Here is an 18,952-nt window from a genome sequence, read left to right on the forward strand (position 1 = left end):
AATTCGATGGCTGACACCTGAACGTGCTAAAACATTTTTTAGCAGCGTGTCAAATTAGATTGCTCCATCACTAAAAACTCGTAATTGCACTTTATAACTGATGTAAAGATTTTCTTTGGAATATCTTTACAATCCCAAATCCAATATCCAAAATTGTTATGACAGTTGCTCAAAGTCCCTGCGTTTTGGTGATTGAAACCGATGAGAGCCTTGCAAATCAGCTTTCTTGTGATTTGCAAGAAGCCGGCTATGAATCAATTTTGGCTCATGATACGACGAGTGGTTTACAACACTGTCGCGATCGCCAGCCTGCTTTAATTGTTTTAGACCGGATGCTAGCAGGAGAATCAGGACTTTCATTGTGTAAAAATCTTAGAAGCACTGGTATGCGATCGCCTGTATTGATTTTAATGGCAAGGGATACAGTTGACGATCGTGTAGCTTGTCTAGAAGCTGGAGCGGATGATTATATTCTCAAGCCTTACCGCTCAGAAGACTTTTTGAAGTTGATTCGCCTCTACTTAAAACCTGATGTGGATACCACGGAGCAATTACGCTTTGGGGATCTAATTTTAGACATAGCAACTCGCCGTGCCATACACAACGGGCGACCAATTGACTTGACAATGAAGGAATTTGAACTATTAAAATTCTTAATGGAACATCCCCGTGAGGTGTTAACTCGCGAGCAAATTCTAGAAAATGTTTGGGGTTACGACTTTCTGGGTGAGTCAAATGTAATTGAAGTGTACATCCGTTACTTGCGGTTAAAAATCGAAGATGAAGGTCAAAAGCGCCTCATTCAAACAGTGCGAGGCGTAGGCTACGTTTTAAGAGAATCTTAGTAGACTGTAGCGGGAGTTTGCCTATCTCCTTGCTTTATTCCCAGTTTCAGATTGGGAATGCTTTTTTTGGGTGCTGTTGCCTCTCACGCCAAGGGTTTTTCTGCCTACAACACTGTAAAATTGAAGTCTAAATTACAAAATCGAAAAGCTATATGACTCTTCGGCTAAGTTTGCTCTCGATATTGCTGAGTATTTTTCTGATGGGTTGTTCTGTGCCAACAACAGCTAAATCTCCTAGCCTCACCTCTGATTCTAAAACTCCAGCACCAGAGAGTTTAGGTCAGAAACTACCAATTTCTGCGAAAGCCATTGTGCCTAATGGTACAACGATTCAATTAGAAGTAGCGCAGACGCCACAACAGCAAGCGATGGGGTTGATGTATCGACCAGCTTTGCCAGATGACCGAGGGATGCTGTTTGGGTTCCCTTCAGCACAACCAGTCAGTTTCTGGATGAAGAATGTGCCTGTACCTCTGGACATGGTATTTCTACATAAAGGTGTAGTTAAATATATTCAGGTTGCTGCACCTCCTTGTGCAAGTGAGCCTTGTCCTACCTATGGCCCTAATACACCAATTGATAAGGTGATTGAACTTCGCTCTAGGAGAGCAACCGAATTGAAGTTGAAAGTGGGCGATACAATCAAAATTGAACCTTGAAACTCCGGTGCTTTGCACCGATAAAAACTTAAGTAATTACTTGGTTGAGAGCCTATACGGTCGAAGTATATGTTTTTTTTGTAAAAAATGTCACTTTATATGGTCAAACAGCACTTGTAACGCTACTATTTAAAAACTGTGGTGATAATGTAAAATTCTACTGTATCAAACCTGAAATCGCAGTCTTCAGGTTTGGTCTCAAAAATATTCCCTTGGGCGTAAGTGTTAATAGTCGCCAATAAGAGAGTATAGGCTATGGAATCTTTATCACTACCTGTGTAATTAAATAAAATACAAAGGTAAATAAGATGAAGCCAATTTAATTAGGTAAAAATACTGCTTAAAAATTTAGCAGATGATTTGTATGAAAATTTTTATTTCTCAGATCCTTTATAGTCAACCTCTCTTGAAGGCAGATTAACGAAAACTGTGTTGGGGTGTATGGCTGAGAACAGCACAGTGACAAATAAAATACTGGCTACTGTCTACCGAATAATAGTGAACTGATATATGACAATACATTCTACACAAGGAGGTGAGATACAAATGTCACCATCAAAATATTCTCGAATGATTCATTTTTTGCAAGAAGATTTGGCAATTTCCACAGCATCATTAGCGGTGGCACTTCGACATCGGGAGCAAGACCCAGGTCCTTTGGCAATGATTCTTTGGCAATATGGATTAGTTACTCTAGAGCAATTAGAACAAATTTATGATTGGCTGGAGAAGGCGTAGGTTGTACAATTTTTGGATTGTAGATTTTAGACTTTGGCTTAAAAGTTTCTACCAAATGCATATTTGCAGAATCTCAAATAATACTATTGATGCCAATTTTGGATGATACTAAGTTGCCAAAGTTAGTCTTGTTTGGTGTCAAAGATACACTTCGACTTTCTTCAAAGCAAATAATACTATCTAGGGCAACCTGGTGTTATTTAGGAGAATTGAGGTATGTTACATTAACTCTACCTTATACAAAGGTTGATGTATAGCTCTCTTGACTCTGACGGTTTCTACTCTATATACAAATTAAAAGAGCGAGTTAAATTATCAACTCGCTCTTTTGATTTAGTACTCAGGACTGATTAAACACTTTAACTGCTGCTGCTATACCAGATCCAGGGGTAAAGTCTTCGTAGCCAAGTTCTCTTAGGGTAACTTCTAAGGATGCTATGCAGCTAAGGATATCGCGATCGCTTACAAAACCCAAATGACCAATACGGAAAATTTTATTACTCAAATGATCTTGACCGCCGGCTAAAGCAATATCAAAGCGTTTTTTCATCAATGACCGAATCTTATCCGGTTCAATTCCCTGTGGTGCTACAGCCGTAATCGCCGGACTAGCAGAATTATCTGCTGCAAGTAAGGGTAAATTTAATCCTTTAATGGAGGCGCGGGTAGCATTTTTGAGCCGTTCATGTCGAGCAAATATTGATTCCAAGCCTTCCTCTTTCATGATTCGCAACGTAGTGTGTAATGCTACGATCAAGTTCACAGGCGGAGTAAATGGAGTTGTATTTTTGGCTGTGGCTTTGCGATATTTGCCTAAATCCAAATAGTATTTCGGTAGCTTCGCAGTTTTGTAAGCTTCCCAAGCTTTGGGACTAACAGAGACAAAACCCAATCCTGGCGGAATCATATAACCTTTTTGGGAACCGGAGGCGACAATATCTAAACCCCAAGCATCCACGGGTAGATTAAACGCACCCAAGCTAGTGACGGCATCAACGATAATTAAAGCTTCACCGTGTTCTTTAACGTGGCGGTTGATGGTTTCTAAGTCATTCAACACACCCGTCGAGGTTTCGCTGTGGGTAATGATTACGGCTTTGATTTGCTTTTGGGTATCTGCTTGAAGTTTTTCGGCAAATACAGCAGGGTCTAGGGGTTTTCCCCATTCCACTTTAACTTCTTCTACATTCAAACCGTAGGCCTGACCAACCTCTACCCAGCGTTCGCCAAATTTACCATTAGAGCCAACTAAAATGCGATCGCCTGGAGAGAGAAAATTAATTATTCCCGCTTCGACAGCACCCGTACCACTGACATTCAGCATCAGCACATCACTTTGAGTTTGGTGCAGCCACTTGAGGTTTTCTGTTACCTCTGCCAAGATGTTGCTAAATTCATTAGTACGGTGCCCAATTGGATGCTTGGCTAATGCCAGTAAGGCAGCTTCTGGCACCGGTGTAGGGCCTGGAATCATCAGCATCAGCTTATCGTTCATGTGTCTATCCTAAAAGTCAAATAAAAATCAAAATTGTGGGAAGTTGGTTAAGTCTGATAGCAAATCCTAGATATTAATTCACAAATTCCACTCAGATTGTCACCAGCATTGTTGTATATTTTCCAAATTCATAGGAAAAGTATCGTGGGAGTTAATAATCGGTCAGCTTGATCTTTGCAATTTATACCAGACTCAAACTCAGATAAAACCTTTGTTCTAGGCAATCTTACCACACACCTAGACGCCAGGTTAAGGTGTCTGCTCATAGGCAAATGGCTATTTTAGCAAAAGATGAAACATCTATCTAGATGAGGCATAGACCTCTTGTGTCACTTTCTGAGTATTCTTAATAAAAGGATTAAAAGAAAAAACTCTCTTCAAGTAAACAGGGCAATGGATGTAGAATTACAAATCCTGAAACATTTGGCTAGAGACGCCCACCCAACAGTTGCGATAGCGAAGCGCAGATTGTAGATGAATGTTGTGCAGAGTATCAAGATTTATTTAAGAGGATGTCTGAAAAGTTTTATAGAAGTTTCAGCTAACGATATAATTATGGTTTCAGCTTATCCCGAACTCAGATTATTCAGAAAGTTCTCTCTAATAACAGTTCTCTTTTTAGCCCTAGTTGAGCAATTACCGATATTAAGCCTTCCCGCTACCTAATAGGTATAAAAGTGCCATCCGAACAGCAACACCGCTGGTAACTTGTGATTGAATGAGACTAAATTCTGGGTCATCCATCAATTCAGAACTAATTTCAACACCACGATTGACTGGACCTGGATGCAAAACTTTGACGTTAGGTTTACAAAGTTGCAGTTTTGTGTGTGTAATACCAAATAGCTGATGATATTCTCGCAAACTTGGCAATAAATAAGCCGTCATCCGTTCCTTTTGTAGGCGTAAAGTCATGACAAAATCAGCATTTTGCAAAGCTGGTTCTAATTGCCAATGTAAAAAAAGTTGGGGATTAGAAGAATAACTTTTGACTTTTAACTCCTGATTCTTATCTTCTACTTCCTCCGAGATAAACTCAGCAAAGAATTTAGGTAAAAGGGTTGGTGGAGCTGCCAGATGCACTTCGGCACCACTGGCAATTAAACTCCAAATATTTGAGCGCGCCACGCGAGAATGGAGAATATCCCCAACAATGGCAATCTTTTTCCCCTTTAAAAGTTCCAGTCGGGGACGATCTGGGTTAATTAGAGTAGTTATGGTAAATAAATCTAGCAGTGCTTGGGAAGGATGCTCGTGTTGACCATCACCAGCATTGAGGACGCTAACTCGTACACCAAGGCGATCCATTTCAGCGGCGATCGCATTCGGTACTCCTGCTTCTCGATGGCGGACTACCATAATATCAGTTCCCATAGCTAAGTAGGTTTTCGCCGTATCGAGAATTGTTTCTCCCTTAGTCATAGAAGATGTGGCGGCGGCGAAGTTCAACGTATCCGCACTTAAGCGTTTGGCTGCGAGTTCAAAACTGCTGCGAGTGCGGGTAGACGATTCAAAAAATAAATTCGCTACCACTTGTCCCTGCAAGGTTGGTACTTTCTTCGTCCGCCGTGATAGCACCTCTTGAAAAGAGGCAGCAGTTTGCAAAACTGTATCGTATTCAGCGGCAGTAAAGTCAGCTAGGGAAAGAACGTGACGATGATTCCAGGTAGTAGTAGGCATAAAATTTGTGGAGGGACAAGGGGACAAGGAGACAAGGGAAGTAACCCAATGACGCCACTTGCTCCACTTAGGGAGACCCCATCGCCCTTGGCGTCTCCCCTTGGGAGAAGACCGCAGTGGCTCCCCAATACCCTGTACCCAATGCCCATTTCCTTCATGTTGGTAAATGGAAAACGTTTAAAGCTAAAGAAATTAGGCTGAGGAACGTTAAAAACCCAATTGTATCTAGCATTGTAGTCACTAATGGGCCACTAACCAAAGCAGGGTCAAGCTTGAGGCGTGTCAAACCCATTGGCAGTAAAGTACCGAGTGTAACAGCCACAATTGTATTAGTTGCCATTACCATTCCGGCAATTAAAGCCACCCATCGTTCTTGGGGTTGTGCCCAAATTAAAGAAAGTAAAATCATGGTTGTGGATAAAGCTAGAGCTGTACCTAAACCAGCTAGAAGTTCCTTGCGAAGAATTTTTAAGGTATCTTTGGGTGTTACCTCTCCCACTCCCAAGCCGCGAATTGTCACCGTTAATGATTGAATCCCAACAGTACCACCTGTGTTAGAAAAAATCGGCATGATTACTGCTAAAACTGGCACTGCGGCAATTACAGATTGAAAAGGGGCGATCGCACTGGCTGCACCAATATACAGAGCCATGATGCCCAACAGCCAAGGTAAGCGGTTACGGATGGTTAACAGAGGAGAGGATAAAGCTGCTTCATCACCACTCACACCCGCCAGTTTTTGGATATCTTCTGTAGCTTCCTCTTCCAAAATATCCATGACATCATCAATGGTGACAATGCCCACCAATCGGTCTTCCCGATCGACTACGGGGATCGCGATTAAGTCGTAACGCTGCATGATTCGCGCTACTTCTTCTTGAGGGGTTTCAGTTTTCACCTTAATGACGCGATCGCTAGAAATATCTTTAATAAAAACATCGGGAAAGGTAAACAGCAACTGGCGTAGTGAAACTACTCTCACTAGCGTCCGGTTGTCATCTGTAACGTATGCATAGTAAATCGACTCCTTGTCTTCATCCTGACGGCGGATTTTGCTCAAGGCTTCGCCTACAGTCAATCCTTGCCGTAACCGGACATATTCGGTTGTCATCACCCGTCCAGCAGTTCCTTCTGGATAGCCGAGAATCGTTGCTGTTGCTTGCCTTTGTTCTGGACTCAGTTCTTGCAATAACCGTTTGATTACCCCAGCAGGTAGTTCATCAAACAATTCTGCTCGTTCGTCGGGACTCATCTCTTCTACAAGGTGCACTACCTGGACATCATGCAGAGAATTAATTAATTCTTCCTGTATCTCTGTCGGCAGATATTCAAATACATCAATTGCCTGACCTTTGTTGAGTAAACGGAATGCGATCGCCCGTTGTTGTTCAGGCAATTGTGTAATGTATTCTCCCACATCCACAGGTTGCAAGCGATTTAAATCCCATTTCAACTGGTTTAAATCGGTAGTATCACTCAACAAATCACGAATATCTTCTGTGAGCATAATATATATCTCCTAAGTCTCCCCCGCGCTGGGAGACTTCCTCACCACAGCTCAGAGGAGGTTGATACTGCCATCTTGTGGACTATGGTCCATAAAATTTCAACAATTCAATATCCATAGCTAAATCAAAGCATTGCTAGTCATCATCCTAACCTGGAATAGCACTCTCCGGTAGATACTGAGAAATTTTTAGATTTTTAGTAGCTTTATGTACTTTTTTAGCTTACTACCAGGATTTTGGGGAATCTGCGAGCGTAGTAAATTTTGCTACTTATATAATCTGTGAGAACTGGCGATCACCAATAAATAATCAATACGGATGGCTAAAAAAAGCAGAGTTATCTCCAAGCTAAGGATAAGAAAACCTTTGTGTATTAACAAATGCCTAAGGTTCAGTAATCTAAATTGAGATATTCTTATTTGAGTGCCGTTAACTAATTACTGAATCATAAATAGCTTCTAGCTTGGCAGTTTGCTTGCGAATATCAAAATTTTCGCAAATAAACTCTCGTCCTTTTTTACCCATACTTTTAGCTAAAGCCCGGTCAGACAAAAGAATATCTAATTTTTCCGCCAGAGAGCGATCGTCTTTTTCATCAACTAAAAAGCCAGTTTCTCCATCTAAAATAGCATCAGGGATAGCGCTATGCCAGGTAGAAGCTATTGGTAAACCAGAAGCGGCGGCTTCCAATATTGAAAGCGGTAAACCTTCGCTATCACCGTTCTTTGCTGTTTGACTGGGTAGAGAAAATATTTCTGCATTTCTCATGGTTTTTTGAATTACTTCATAAGGTTTTGCACCCATAAAATTTACTCTATTACTAATACCTAGCTCATTTGCTAAAGTTTTGAATTTTTCAGTCATTGTGCCATTTCCAATTTGGATAATTGACACATCTGGATGCTTATCAGCAATCTGAGAAAAGGCTTTTAATAAAGTATCAATTCCTTTTTTTTCAGTATGTCTGCCTACACATAAAATATATCTTTCATCTTTTGATTCATTCGCTGGGGCAAACTTTTCTAAATCTATACCACTATTTAGTTTAATAATTTTATCTTCAGGATAACCATATTCAATCATCTTTTTATACAAAAAACTAGAAAAAGCAATAAATTTAGATGCTTTTTGTTTTAATTCTTCTTCATGCAAAAGAAATTGATAAAATGCCGGATTAGCTGATAGCCACATAGATAAACGTGAAACTGTAATATCAAACCCGTAAAATGTAACGATGAAAGGAATATTTAATTTTTCTGCCAATCGCATTGCGTAAATACCATCTGGTCCAAAATGTCCGTGAATTAATTTTAGATTTTTTAGTTCAGCTTCTTTTCCAAACATATTTGGTGAAGCAGTAATTATATGAAATAATTGCTTAATTTTCAATTGATCATTATTACTAACAGCAATACTGTTAAAAGGAATTTCTTCTAATAGTTTGCAAGTAAGAAATAATGGTTTGTATGTTTGTAAATTATGCGCTTGCTCTCCAATAAAAGTTTCTGATACTCTCGGATACGCTCGACGATACATCCCAACTGTTTTCATTGTATTACTCCTTTTAAGATTAATGTTTCTCTTCGCAAAAAATGAACAAGATATTTATTGGCTCAAAAAAATTAAGTTTTTTATACATTTACGCCTTTGGTTCTATCTGCTGCTATGTTGCGTAAAATACTAATTATTTTATTTATTCAGAACAGCAGGAAGAGTAATAACTTTAGTTTTTTAAAGCCAATATTATTCTAAATTAGGGTTTCAACTATTTATATTTTTATATAAAATATAAATAGTTGAAACTATTATTGAGAAAATATTTTAGAGTGTAATAAAGCAAACTAATATATTTATTACGTAAACAGACCGATTAATTTTTTATGACTTACGCATTAACAAAAAAGTCAAAATAGCAATTATACTTTTCAAGGCTTATAGCTAGATTTTTGCTAGCCTACACAACTAACAAAATATGGTTTGTAAAAGGCTAAACCAATGTATTTATGTGAGGCACAAAATGATTTATTTGTACAGTGCATAAGCCCTATTTTTATAAAACTTGATTGGGTTGAGGATAGCCTCCCTTTGTTTACTGCAATTATTTACTGGATGTCTAACACAAACATATCAATTTTAAAACATATCTACATTAAAATTATATTTATTTAATAAATATTTATGCAAAAAAGTGTTTAGTTTATACCAGTATAAGCATAATCTCGGAGTTAGGCACTCTTAATTTTTTGACATCATCCCGCTACTGATATTATGTCCGGCTAATTAGGTATAATTCCCGAATCTATGTAGAAAGCCCAAAAATCCCTCACTTAGCGATCCTAATGCTAAGTTTTTAGCCGGACACGATATGATTTAGTTCACCGAATCAATAGAGGATTGCCAAAACCACTGTTGAGAGTTCCTCGACAAGGTACTCGAAAAAAGCTAAAAATAGTATCAATTTTAAATAAAGTTATAATCAGCACTTATATTTCAGATAGACAATAGTCCCAATGGTACTAGCTCAATTTTGCCGTTAACTTGAACTTGGGAATATATTTAGATTATCTATTAACAGGAGATAATAAATTCACACGCCCTTAGCTGTTGTCCCATCAACCATTACAGAACTTATTCTGGCTTGGTTTAGGTAATTCATTAGACAGTCATAGGGTCAAATTTTGCAAATTGTTCTAAACCAAACTATGAAAACATCTACCAAATTGTTATCTCGCCTGGAGTATTACTACCAGCAAATTAAAACGATCATACTGACTCGTCAAAATCCAATTACGGGTTTGTTACCTGCAAGCACAGCGATTACAGCCCACGGCGATTATACAGATGCCTGGGTGCGAGACAACGTTTACAGCATTTTGGCAGTTTGGGGTTTAGGACTTGCGTACCGCAAGATTGACGACGATGAAGGACGCACCTATGAACTAGAACATAGCGTTATCAAACTGATGCGCGGATTATTGTTTGCAATGATGCGACAGGCTCATAAAGTAGAGACATTTAAACATACTCAGTCGCTACTAGATGGACTGCACGCCAAATATAATACCGCGACTGGTGACATTGTTGTTGGTGATAATGAATGGGGACATTTGCAACTTGATGCCACATCTATATTTTTACTGATATTGGCGCAAATGACGGCAGCAGGATTGCAAATAATTTATACGATTGATGAAGTGAATTTCGTCCAAAATTTAGTTTACTATATTGGACGAGCTTACCGCACACCAGATTACGGCATTTGGGAACGTGGTAATAAAATTAATCGTGGTAGTGCTGAGTTAAACGCCAGTTCTGTAGGCATGGCAAAAGCTGCTTTAGAAGCTATCAATGGACTGGATTTGTTTGGTGTACATGGTAGTCAAGCATCGGTAATTCATGTGCTACCAGATGAAATCGCCCGTGCCCGGATTACTTTAGAATCTCTATTACCGAGAGAATCTGGTTCCAAAGAAATTGACGCAGCGCTGTTAAGTATTATTAGTTATCCTGCCTTTGCGGTAGAAGATTTAGAGTTACGCGAGCGCACTTTAAACGATATTATCAATAAACTTGCTGGTAAATACGGCTGCAAACGTTTTCTACGTGATGGACACCAAACCGTTTTAGAAGATCATCAGCGCTTGCACTACGAACCGTGGGAACTCAAGCAATTTGAGCATATTGAATGCGAATGGCCGTTATTTTTCACTTATTTAGTTCTAGATGGATTATTTCGCGGCGAACAAGAACAAGTTAAAAAATACCAAAATCTTTTAGAATCATTACTCATAGAACAAGATGGTTTGCGTTTATTGCCAGAACTTTATTATGTTAGCGCAGAAAATATCGAGGCAGAAAAGTTAGCACCTCAAACGCAACCACGTTTGCCTAATGAAAATATTCCCTTAGTATGGGCGCAGAGTTTATATTTTATCAGTGAAATGTTGAGTGAAGGTTTAATAGCAGTTGGTGATATCGACCCTTTGGGAAGACATTTGTGTGTGGGCAAACAGCGCGAGGCATTGGTACAAATTGCCTTATTAGCAGAAGATGAAGATTTACAAACAAAACTAGAAGTTCACGGAATTGAAGCGCAAACACCCGCCCAAGTAGAACCGATTCAAGTGAGAAAAGCGGGAGAATTTTCTACTATTTATACCCAAATTGGACGTAACAATAAACTTGGTTTAACTGGGCGGCCAGTGCGGCGTTTGCGGAGTTTAACAACATCTAGAATCTTTCGGATTAGCGGTGAAACAATTGTATTTTTGCCTTCATTCTCAGACTCTCAACAGTTTTACTTAACCCTTGATTACCATTTTTTGCTGGATCAAATTAGAAGCGAACTAGCTTATATTCAAAAATATTGGAGCGATTTAGGTCGTCCTACCTTAACTTTAATGTTAACGCACACTATGTTAGAAGCAGGTTCGGAAGCATTACTGGAATTGATGCAAGAACTGAAAGATGGTGTTTGTAACGGTGTGCGGGTGAAATTAGGGCGGCTAAATCAGCTAATGCTAACAGCCGGAATCCAAAGAATTGATTTTTTGCCAAATGCAGAATTCTCGCGATCGCCAGTCAAAAATGCCAGCCCACATTGCTATTATCTAGCTCATTATCCTGATAAAAATTGGCGCTTAGGACATACCCAAGAATTTCAAATGGAGTATGAAACTAACTTGGGATTATTACTTTCTTATTTGCGTTCATCAGAGAATATCTACGAGCAAATTGAGTTATTGCAAACTTTAACTCGCTTGCAGGGAATGAAATTTGATACTGGGTATGGTGGCCCAGGATATCCTGTCACCGTAACCAATTTACTAGATGAAGTTTACACCAAAGCCGGAGATTTAGGCATTTGGGCAGTTGTACGTCGGGCTGCGGGGTTACGGCAAATGGTTGATATCAGTTTATCAGATGCAGTAACGAGTATTTTGGTGCGAGGTAAGCAAATTGCTGTGGGTAAAGCTTACAGTGAAGCGTCCTTGATTACCGTACCCATGTCTCACGACGAAATTGCTGATAAAATTAATCATTTTTGTCGTGAGGATATACGCGATCGCGTCCTCACTCAAGAGATTTTAATCTATCTTGGCATTTTAATTCGCTCAGAACCCAAACTATTCCAAGGACTACTAACGCTGAGAGTCGGCTATCTCATCTTATTGATAACCAGCGAACTAGCGCGGGAATTGCATGTTACTCAAGATGAAGCTTATGATCGCTTAATGCAACTTTCTCCCTTTGAAGTGAAAGTGCGCTTGCGTCAGGTATTAACTGGATATAATGGCATGAGTAACTTGTTACGCCAGCAAGAATCACTGCACGTCAAGCAAAAAGAAAGTGATATTGCTTGGGTGGTTTTACCAAGAATCGCCGAAGAAATAGAAGTTCCGTCGGGTGGTTGGCGGCGGTTTCGCCAAGCCGAGGGTGCGACGGGGCGCGTACCAAAAGAGTTTTTTAAGCAAGTTTGGCTATTAATGCAACATTGCAAGGGTTTAGTAATTGGCGATAAATTAGAGCGCCGCAATCGTTTAGATAGTGAGATAATGCTGTCGGAAATGACAGCAGGGGAGAGAAATTTTGCTTTGTTAGTTGAGCATTTGCTGAATAAAATCGAAGCTCCAGAATATCGCCAAGTTAATATTGAAGCATTGAGCGAATTGGGAGCGATCGCAGCTAATAATCCCAAACTGCAAATCGAAGAATATATTGTGTTGGATGTATTAATTGGCCATGCAGTGCGATTGGCATGGTTAGAGAATCATAATCAAAGTAGCGATCACTATGATGAGGATAAGGCGAGTGCGTGGCGATCGTTCTACAACACCTCTCCCAGAGATTGCGCTAGTTATATTTTGAAGGCTTTCCGTTTCTTAACAGAGTTTGTGAAAGATTTTTAAACGCAAAGGGGCGCAGAGGGAAACGCAGAGGAGCGCAGAGGATGAGAGAGAATGAGTTGAGTGGGGTGATTATTGGTTGTGCGATGAGGGTGCATACTGCTTTGGGGCCTGGTTTGTTGGAATCGGCTTATGAGGAGTGTTTGGATTATGAGTTGAAGAAAGCTGGATTAAATGTTGGTAAGCAAATCCCATTGCCCTTAGTTTATCAAGATGTGCAATTGGAATGTGTTTATCGATTAGATTTGATTGTCGAAAACCAAGTAATTGTAGAGATTAAATCTGTAGAATCCTTCCACCCAATTCATTTTGTTCAACTCCTAACCTATCTCAAACTAGCAAACTGCAAATTAGGTCTTCTCCTCAACTTTAACGTCCTCCACCTCAAAGAAGGCATTAAACGCGTAGCCAACAACCTCTAACTCCTCCTCTGCGAATCTCTGCGCTTCCCTTTGCGCCCCTTTGCGTTGAAAAAAAATATCCCCCACCTCAGATTCTAAAAGCAGGGGTTTTATTAAAACTACTTAACTGAAACAGCATCAACATCAATAGTGCTTGCAGTGGAAGTAGAACCCTCTGGAGTATTAGGTACTTCAGTACCCACCTCACCCTTACGAGCTTTCCAGCCTTCAATCACTAGCCCAGACACCTCACCAACTAACAGAGTCAAGAGGAAAACATCATCAATCTGTCCCACAACGGGTATAAAATCTGGGAGAACATCAAATGGGCTGACCAAATAGACTAACGTTCCCAAAATTACCCACCAACGGTATTTGGGGTTACGAAGTACACTGCGATACCAGGTGTAAAGTGATTGGATTGAAAATTTCATATTTTGAACCTCCAGTTATCTTTTATTTTGACAAATTATGCTCAAAACTCACGGTGCGAATAACCGTCCTAGTTAGTTGGGAAGATGCTACTAACCCAAGTTGCTAGTTAGGGCTTGCTGAAAAAGTCATAAAAAAGCAATATACTGATTGTACTTTGCTAGAGATTTTATAAATTACTCGGTATAGTCTTGAACTTTTGTGCAGATCCCAAAGAATAATCTTCTAATTTAAAATCAGCAAAAGGCTTCTTTTCTAACCTATTCCGTAGCGCCTCGTCAAGAATAACACCTGATGATTCTCTTTTAACACCAATAATTATCACACTTGTCTGATATGTCGTTAAATCTTGATTTGGCTGACAATTATTCCGTTGGAATTGACCCAAATTCAATAAGCGATAACTTTTGACACTTGGCGAATTAATAAACAAATTTTTAACCAAAAGTTGTATTTGTTTAGAACGTTCTAAAGCTACACGTTCTTGAATCGATCTATCACCTTTACAAGAAGCTGTGCCAACAGAGATAATCTCATCGGGAGCTTCCATTATCTTCTCTATCCCTTCTTGTTCTAAGTTCAACTTCAAAAGGTCAACACTAATAATTTCATCATTATATTTAATTTGAAAGTTGCTAGCTGACAGCCATTTATATTTTAGTGATAAAATCGCTATATTAAACTCAGCTATCCTTCCCTGGCTATCCCTACCTTCTTGATAAGGAAAATAATCGATATTACCTTTTTTTACTGGATATTGTCTGTAATAAGATGTTTCCAAAAAACTTGATGCTTGCGTTGCTAAAGCCAATATACTAAGCAATCCTAATAATACTAATAAAATAGCAAAAAATGCCAAAAGCGGTACTTTTTCTAACTGCTTATTTTGAGGTAATGAGTTATTATTAATATTTTTAGATAAATGTTCAAGAGTAGAATCTTTTTGTATATCACTATTTGTTGGTACTTTTTTTAACTGCTTATTTTGAGGCAATGAGTTACTATTAATATTTTTAGATAAATGTTCAAGAGTAGAATCTTTTTGTATATCACTATTTGTCGGAGTAGTGTCTGTTAATTGGATTTTGATTTCTTCTAATGAATGTAAAATTTCTTGAGTACTGGTAGGACGTTTTTCTATATTTGACGCTGTTAGCCAATCAATTAAATTCAATAGTAAGGGTGAAATATGAGTAGCATGATTTTGCCAGTGCAACAAATTTTGCTGGACATCATACATCTCCAAAGGATGATATCCTGTCAACAAAAATACAAAAGTGCGTCCCAAAGCAAAGAAATCTGACTGCGGTACTGCTTGACCATTCATTTGTTCTGGGGCGCTATAACCAGATGACATAAGTGCTGGCATCTTGTCGCCATTGCTTAGTTGGTCTTGGTAGGTTTTATCAATTTCACTGGCGGTGCCAAAATCAATTAGTACTAGATTCCCCCAATCTTTCTCAAGGGGGGATCTAATCATGATATTAGATGGCTTAATATCTCGATGTAAGTACTGTTTGCTATGAACTACATCCAAAATTTCTGTCAATTGTCTTAACCAGTCTATGGCTTGTTCTTGGGATATGGGGCTATTTTGCTGCTGTAGCCATTGTTCTAAGTTGTAGCCATCGATTTTTTCCATTGCAATGCAATGTAGCACTAAACCATTTCGGGTTTGATACTGAAAGTAACTATCTTCTTTGGGAATTCCAGGATGCTTAAATTGTCCCAACACCGTTATTTCTTGCTGAAATAGTTCTACTGCTTTGGCGTCGCCTGATAAATCTTCTTTGAGTATTTTGAGAATTTTGGGGGTATCTTGCTCGTATGCCTCATAAACTTTACTAAAACCTGTTTTGTCACTCAATAGGCACGTCACCCGATAACGTCCTAGCAATTCTAGATGGGAACCACAACTTTGACAAAAGCGGTTTTGCTGATTATTCGGGTGATTTGGTTTAGGGCAAACAGGGTTGATACAAAGGCTCATGACAGGGGAGTGGGGAATGGGGGAGCAGGGGAGCATACTTCGATTACGCTCAGTAACTGGAGGAGCTGGGGAGCAGAGGAGCAGGGGGGACAAGGGGACAAGGTGATTGAAGTTAGAACTTGCAACAAGTCTTTCCCTTCCCCTTATCCCCAATTCTCAAGAGTCCCCAAGTCTCTTCCCAATGCCCTGTTTGGCCAATCCCCCTAGACATCGCTCCTATTAATTCTTCTGTTGTTGTATGACTAATCCCGTCCAATAATCATGATATTTTTGATCTGTGTTTTGCCAAGAAAGCTGCTACAGTTTGGTTAAATGTCTCTGGTTGTGTCAAAAATGGCCAATGATTACCAGGAACTTGGCAGACACATAAGTTTTGAAGATAAGTTTTGTAAGGTTGAATTTGCCAATTTTGGCGGTTCAGTCCTTGTTGTGGTTGGACGAATAAGGCAGGGGTGTCAAGGGGAATTGTAAAACCAGGCACTTGCATGACTGCCTCAAAAATTCCGTCACGGGCGGCTATGGTAAATTTGCTGCCCCAACTCTCATCGGGTTTTTGTTCTATTCCTGCTTGAAAGACTTGCTGCTGTAAAGAAGTCCATCCTTGATATTGCTTTAATTGCCGTGCTTGTTGTTCGGCTTCTTCTTGACTGGCAAAGGGCCCCATGCTTTTAAGAAAAGGTAAAAAGCGATATAACATTGGGAAAGTTACCCTGAAAAGACTGGGCATTTTCCAGATAAAAATTGGATCGACAAGAATTATACTTCGTAAACGCTTTGGGTTTTGTCTTGCCCAGATGGCGGCTAATTTACCTGTCCAAGAGTGACTTACAATGTGGGCAAAAGTCCATCCAAGACTATCCATGAGTGCTTCAAGGTCTGCGATCGCACTCTCAAAGCTATAATCTATCTCTGGTTTACTACTTTGGCCATGTCCGCGCATATCTGGCGCAACTATGTGGTAATCCGCCGCCAAGTAATCTCCCAAACTAGACCATACCAGAGCATGATCGCCTAAGCCATGTAACAGCAGTAAAGGTTCTTGACCTTGATTCCATTCTAAATAAGAAAGTTGGATATCAGGCTTTGATAAAGTTTGACGTACAGGCATCTTGCACATCCAAGCTTAGATAGTTTGCGTTTATATGGTACAGCGAAAGAAGATAGGGAGCAGAGGAGCAAGGGAGCAGGAGAGAAATTGCAGTAAGTTTTTCCCCTCTGCCTCTTATGCCCTGTTTGGCCAATTCAATTGTTATCCTTTACCACTTTATGACTCTGAGGATTGTACCAATTGATACGAAACAATGAGGCTAATGAATGCCAAGATCAAGAAAAGGATGCCCCAAGGATATTAAAACTACTATGCCAGAATTACACCAATCGATTGCCCAGCATTATCACGAACGGACTAAATACAACCCTGAGACTCTCGCTTCCAAAAATCAGCGGTTAGACTGGACTAAACAGCCAGTGCCTTTTAAAGAGTACAAAATTGGCTCTACTTTTGATCTCAAACCCTATATCCAAGAAAAAACAGAGGTTTATGCGAATAACCCAGATGCTCAATGGTGGCAAAGACTTTCACGGCTATTGTTTCGTAGTTATGGATTGACGGCGAAAATGCCTTCTATGGGTAGTGCAGTGTATTTACGCGCTGCTCCCAGTGCAGGCGGACTATACCCTGCTGAGGTGTATGTGGTTTCCCGTGGTACGTCGTTATTGCCGCCTGGTCTATATAACTACCAGTGTCGAACTCATTCTCTCATGCATTATTGGGAAAGTGATGTTTGGCAAACTCTGCAAGCGGCTTGTTTCTGGCATCCTTCTTTAGAAAATACCCAATTAGCAATTATTGTGACTGCGGTATTTTATCGTTCTGCGTGGCGCTATGAAGATCGGGCTTACCGTCGGATTTTTCTGGATACAGGACATCTGTTGGGTAATATCGAGTTAGCTGGTGCGGTTACTGATTATCGCCCCCATTTAATCGGCGGTTTTGTGGATGAATCAGTCAACGATTTGCTTTATGTCGATCCGCAACAAGAAGGTGCGATCGCTGTCTTACCTTTGGCAGACTTGTTAGATGTTAATCAAAATTTACCATTGGGATGTACTGCTTTACCTTCTGCCACCGAAACCAGTTATCCTCAAATCCCCGATGGCGAGCTACTAACATATTTCCATCGATACACCCAAATCCAATCAAGTGTAACGGGTAATCTTAATCTACCAACTATTAAACAAGAAAAATCTTTAGAGGATAAATACAATTTTCCTTTCTGTTTAAAAATTCCCACCACTACCGTACCGATAAACTGGGGACAAAAACTATCAGAACTAGAAAGCACTATGTATAAGCGACGCTCTACCCGCGCTTACAATGGTGATGACTTAAGCTTGGATGAATTGAAAAGTTTACTCGATTTCACTTACCAACCGCAAAATTACATCGACCAAAACTTAGATATTTCTCCAGACTACTTCGACCTAAATTTAATTGAAACATTCATTGCTGTTTGCGGAGTCAAAGGACTGGAGGCGGGTTGTTATTATTACGCGCCCAAAGCCCAAGAATTACGCCAAATTCGGTTTAAAAACTTTCGGCGAGAGTTACATTTTCTCTGTTTAGGACAAGAATTAGGGCGAGATGCCGCAGCGGTGTTATTTCATACAGCCGATTTGAAAGCTGCGATCGCCCAATATGGCGATCGCGTTTACCGTTACTTGCACATGGATGCAGGTCATTTGGGACAACGCTTGAATTTAGCTGCAATGCACCTGAATGTAGGGGTCAGTGGTATCGGTGGATTCTTTGACGATCAAGTAAATGAAGTTTTGGGTATTCCTGCTGATGAAGCTGTTTTATATATTACTACATTGGGACGCCCAAGATAAAAATAATTCCAGAGACGCAAAGAATCCAGAGAATTTCTTTGTGTGTCCTTTACGTCTCTGTGCAAGCTTACGGGGTTACAAAAAGGGCTAGGATGGAGAGAAAATAAGCCTTATCGCCCTTTCTCCTTGTTGGTATAGCCGTAGCCACTAATGTTAGGATACTGTTGATTGCTAAAAGCCTTGATTTCACGCTTATTTATACTCAGCAGTGGCTCAACCTTAGCTATCCGCTAACAGCACGGGCTAAACGCCCCGCTAACAGCACTTTGTTATAGTACTTGCGCTTGTTATGATTTAGTGTCAATAATTTGACAACTAACTCGTGGGAATCTTCCATAAAATTGACTCAATTAGATCCATATAATCCCATATAAAAACTGCTATAACAGCGAATAATCCGTCAAGA

At 39.9% G+C, this 18,952-nt stretch carries 13 protein-coding genes; 6 read left to right on the plus strand and 7 right to left on the minus strand.

Going from position 1 to position 18,952, the window contains the following annotated elements:
• Nucleotides 1-158: 158 nt before the first annotated feature.
• From nblR to V7K79_RS01400, 3 genes are all read left to right on the plus strand, one after another.
• A complete protein-coding gene (nblR, locus tag V7K79_RS01390) occupies nucleotides 159-845 on the plus strand; it encodes a response regulator transcription factor NblR (RefSeq protein WP_292858355.1) in 687 nt (228 codons plus the stop codon).
• Between the two features lie 152 nt (nucleotides 846-997).
• Nucleotides 998-1,504, plus strand: coding sequence for a DUF192 domain-containing protein (locus V7K79_RS01395; protein WP_335044002.1), 507 nt, complete (start codon nucleotides 998-1,000; stop codon nucleotides 1,502-1,504).
• A 510-nt stretch (nucleotides 1,505-2,014) separates the two neighbouring features.
• The gene (locus tag V7K79_RS01400) at nucleotides 2,015-2,242 is read left to right on the plus strand and encodes a DUF2949 domain-containing protein (RefSeq protein ID WP_335044004.1); all 228 of its coding nucleotides are present in this window, start codon (nucleotides 2,015-2,017) and stop codon (nucleotides 2,240-2,242) included.
• Nucleotides 2,243-2,582: 340 nt separating this feature from the next.
• Here the strand turns inward: V7K79_RS01400 and V7K79_RS01405 are convergent, their stop codons facing one another.
• From V7K79_RS01405 to V7K79_RS01420, 4 genes are all read right to left on the minus strand, one after another.
• A complete protein-coding gene (locus V7K79_RS01405) occupies nucleotides 2,583-3,737 on the minus strand; it encodes a pyridoxal-phosphate-dependent aminotransferase family protein (protein WP_335044006.1) in 1,155 nt (384 codons plus the stop codon).
• Nucleotides 3,738-4,382: 645 nt separating this feature from the next.
• On the minus strand, nucleotides 4,383-5,417 hold the full coding sequence (locus tag V7K79_RS01410) for an aspartate carbamoyltransferase catalytic subunit (RefSeq protein ID WP_335044007.1): 1,035 nt from the start codon (nucleotides 5,415-5,417) through the stop codon (nucleotides 4,383-4,385).
• A 154-nt stretch (nucleotides 5,418-5,571) separates the two neighbouring features.
• Complete coding sequence (gene mgtE / locus V7K79_RS01415) at nucleotides 5,572-6,924, minus strand: magnesium transporter (protein ID WP_335044009.1); 1,353 nt, start codon at nucleotides 6,922-6,924, stop codon at nucleotides 5,572-5,574.
• Nucleotides 6,925-7,354: 430 nt separating this feature from the next.
• Nucleotides 7,355-8,476: a glycosyltransferase gene (locus V7K79_RS01420; RefSeq protein ID WP_335044011.1), complete on the minus strand. Its 1,122-nt coding sequence runs from the start codon at nucleotides 8,474-8,476 to the stop codon at nucleotides 7,355-7,357.
• A 1,151-nt stretch (nucleotides 8,477-9,627) separates the two neighbouring features.
• On the opposite strand from V7K79_RS01420, the gene V7K79_RS01425 reads away from it, so the two are divergent.
• Both V7K79_RS01425 and V7K79_RS01430 read left to right on the plus strand, forming a co-directional pair.
• A complete protein-coding gene (locus V7K79_RS01425) occupies nucleotides 9,628-12,834 on the plus strand; it encodes a glycoside hydrolase family 15 protein (protein ID WP_335044012.1) in 3,207 nt (1,068 codons plus the stop codon).
• Between the two features lie 41 nt (nucleotides 12,835-12,875).
• Nucleotides 12,876-13,253, plus strand: coding sequence for a GxxExxY protein (locus tag V7K79_RS01430; protein ID WP_335044014.1), 378 nt, complete (start codon nucleotides 12,876-12,878; stop codon nucleotides 13,251-13,253).
• A gap of 98 nt (nucleotides 13,254-13,351) precedes the next feature.
• Here V7K79_RS01430 and V7K79_RS01435 read toward each other — a convergent pair whose 3' ends face one another.
• From V7K79_RS01435 to V7K79_RS01445, 3 genes are all read right to left on the minus strand, one after another.
• Entirely contained in the window at nucleotides 13,352-13,666 is a 315-nt protein-coding gene (locus V7K79_RS01435) for a YkvA family protein (RefSeq protein ID WP_335044016.1), read from the minus strand.
• A 167-nt stretch (nucleotides 13,667-13,833) separates the two neighbouring features.
• Entirely contained in the window at nucleotides 13,834-15,654 is a 1,821-nt protein-coding gene (locus V7K79_RS01440; RefSeq protein ID WP_335044017.1) for a serine/threonine-protein kinase, read from the minus strand.
• Nucleotides 15,655-15,913: 259 nt separating this feature from the next.
• Nucleotides 15,914-16,762 (minus strand): alpha/beta fold hydrolase, encoded by an 849-nt coding sequence (locus V7K79_RS01445; RefSeq protein ID WP_335044020.1) that lies wholly within the window; start codon nucleotides 16,760-16,762, stop codon nucleotides 15,914-15,916.
• Between the two features lie 251 nt (nucleotides 16,763-17,013).
• Between V7K79_RS01445 and V7K79_RS01450 the strand changes: the two genes are divergently transcribed.
• Nucleotides 17,014-18,546, plus strand: a complete 1,533-nt coding sequence (locus V7K79_RS01450) for a SagB/ThcOx family dehydrogenase (RefSeq protein WP_335044136.1) — start codon at nucleotides 17,014-17,016, stop codon at nucleotides 18,544-18,546.
• Nucleotides 18,547-18,952: the final 406 nt, after the last annotated feature.

Source organism: Nostoc sp., from assembly GCF_036917575.1.
Classification (GTDB): Bacteria; Cyanobacteriota; Cyanobacteriia; order Cyanobacteriales; family Nostocaceae; genus Nostoc.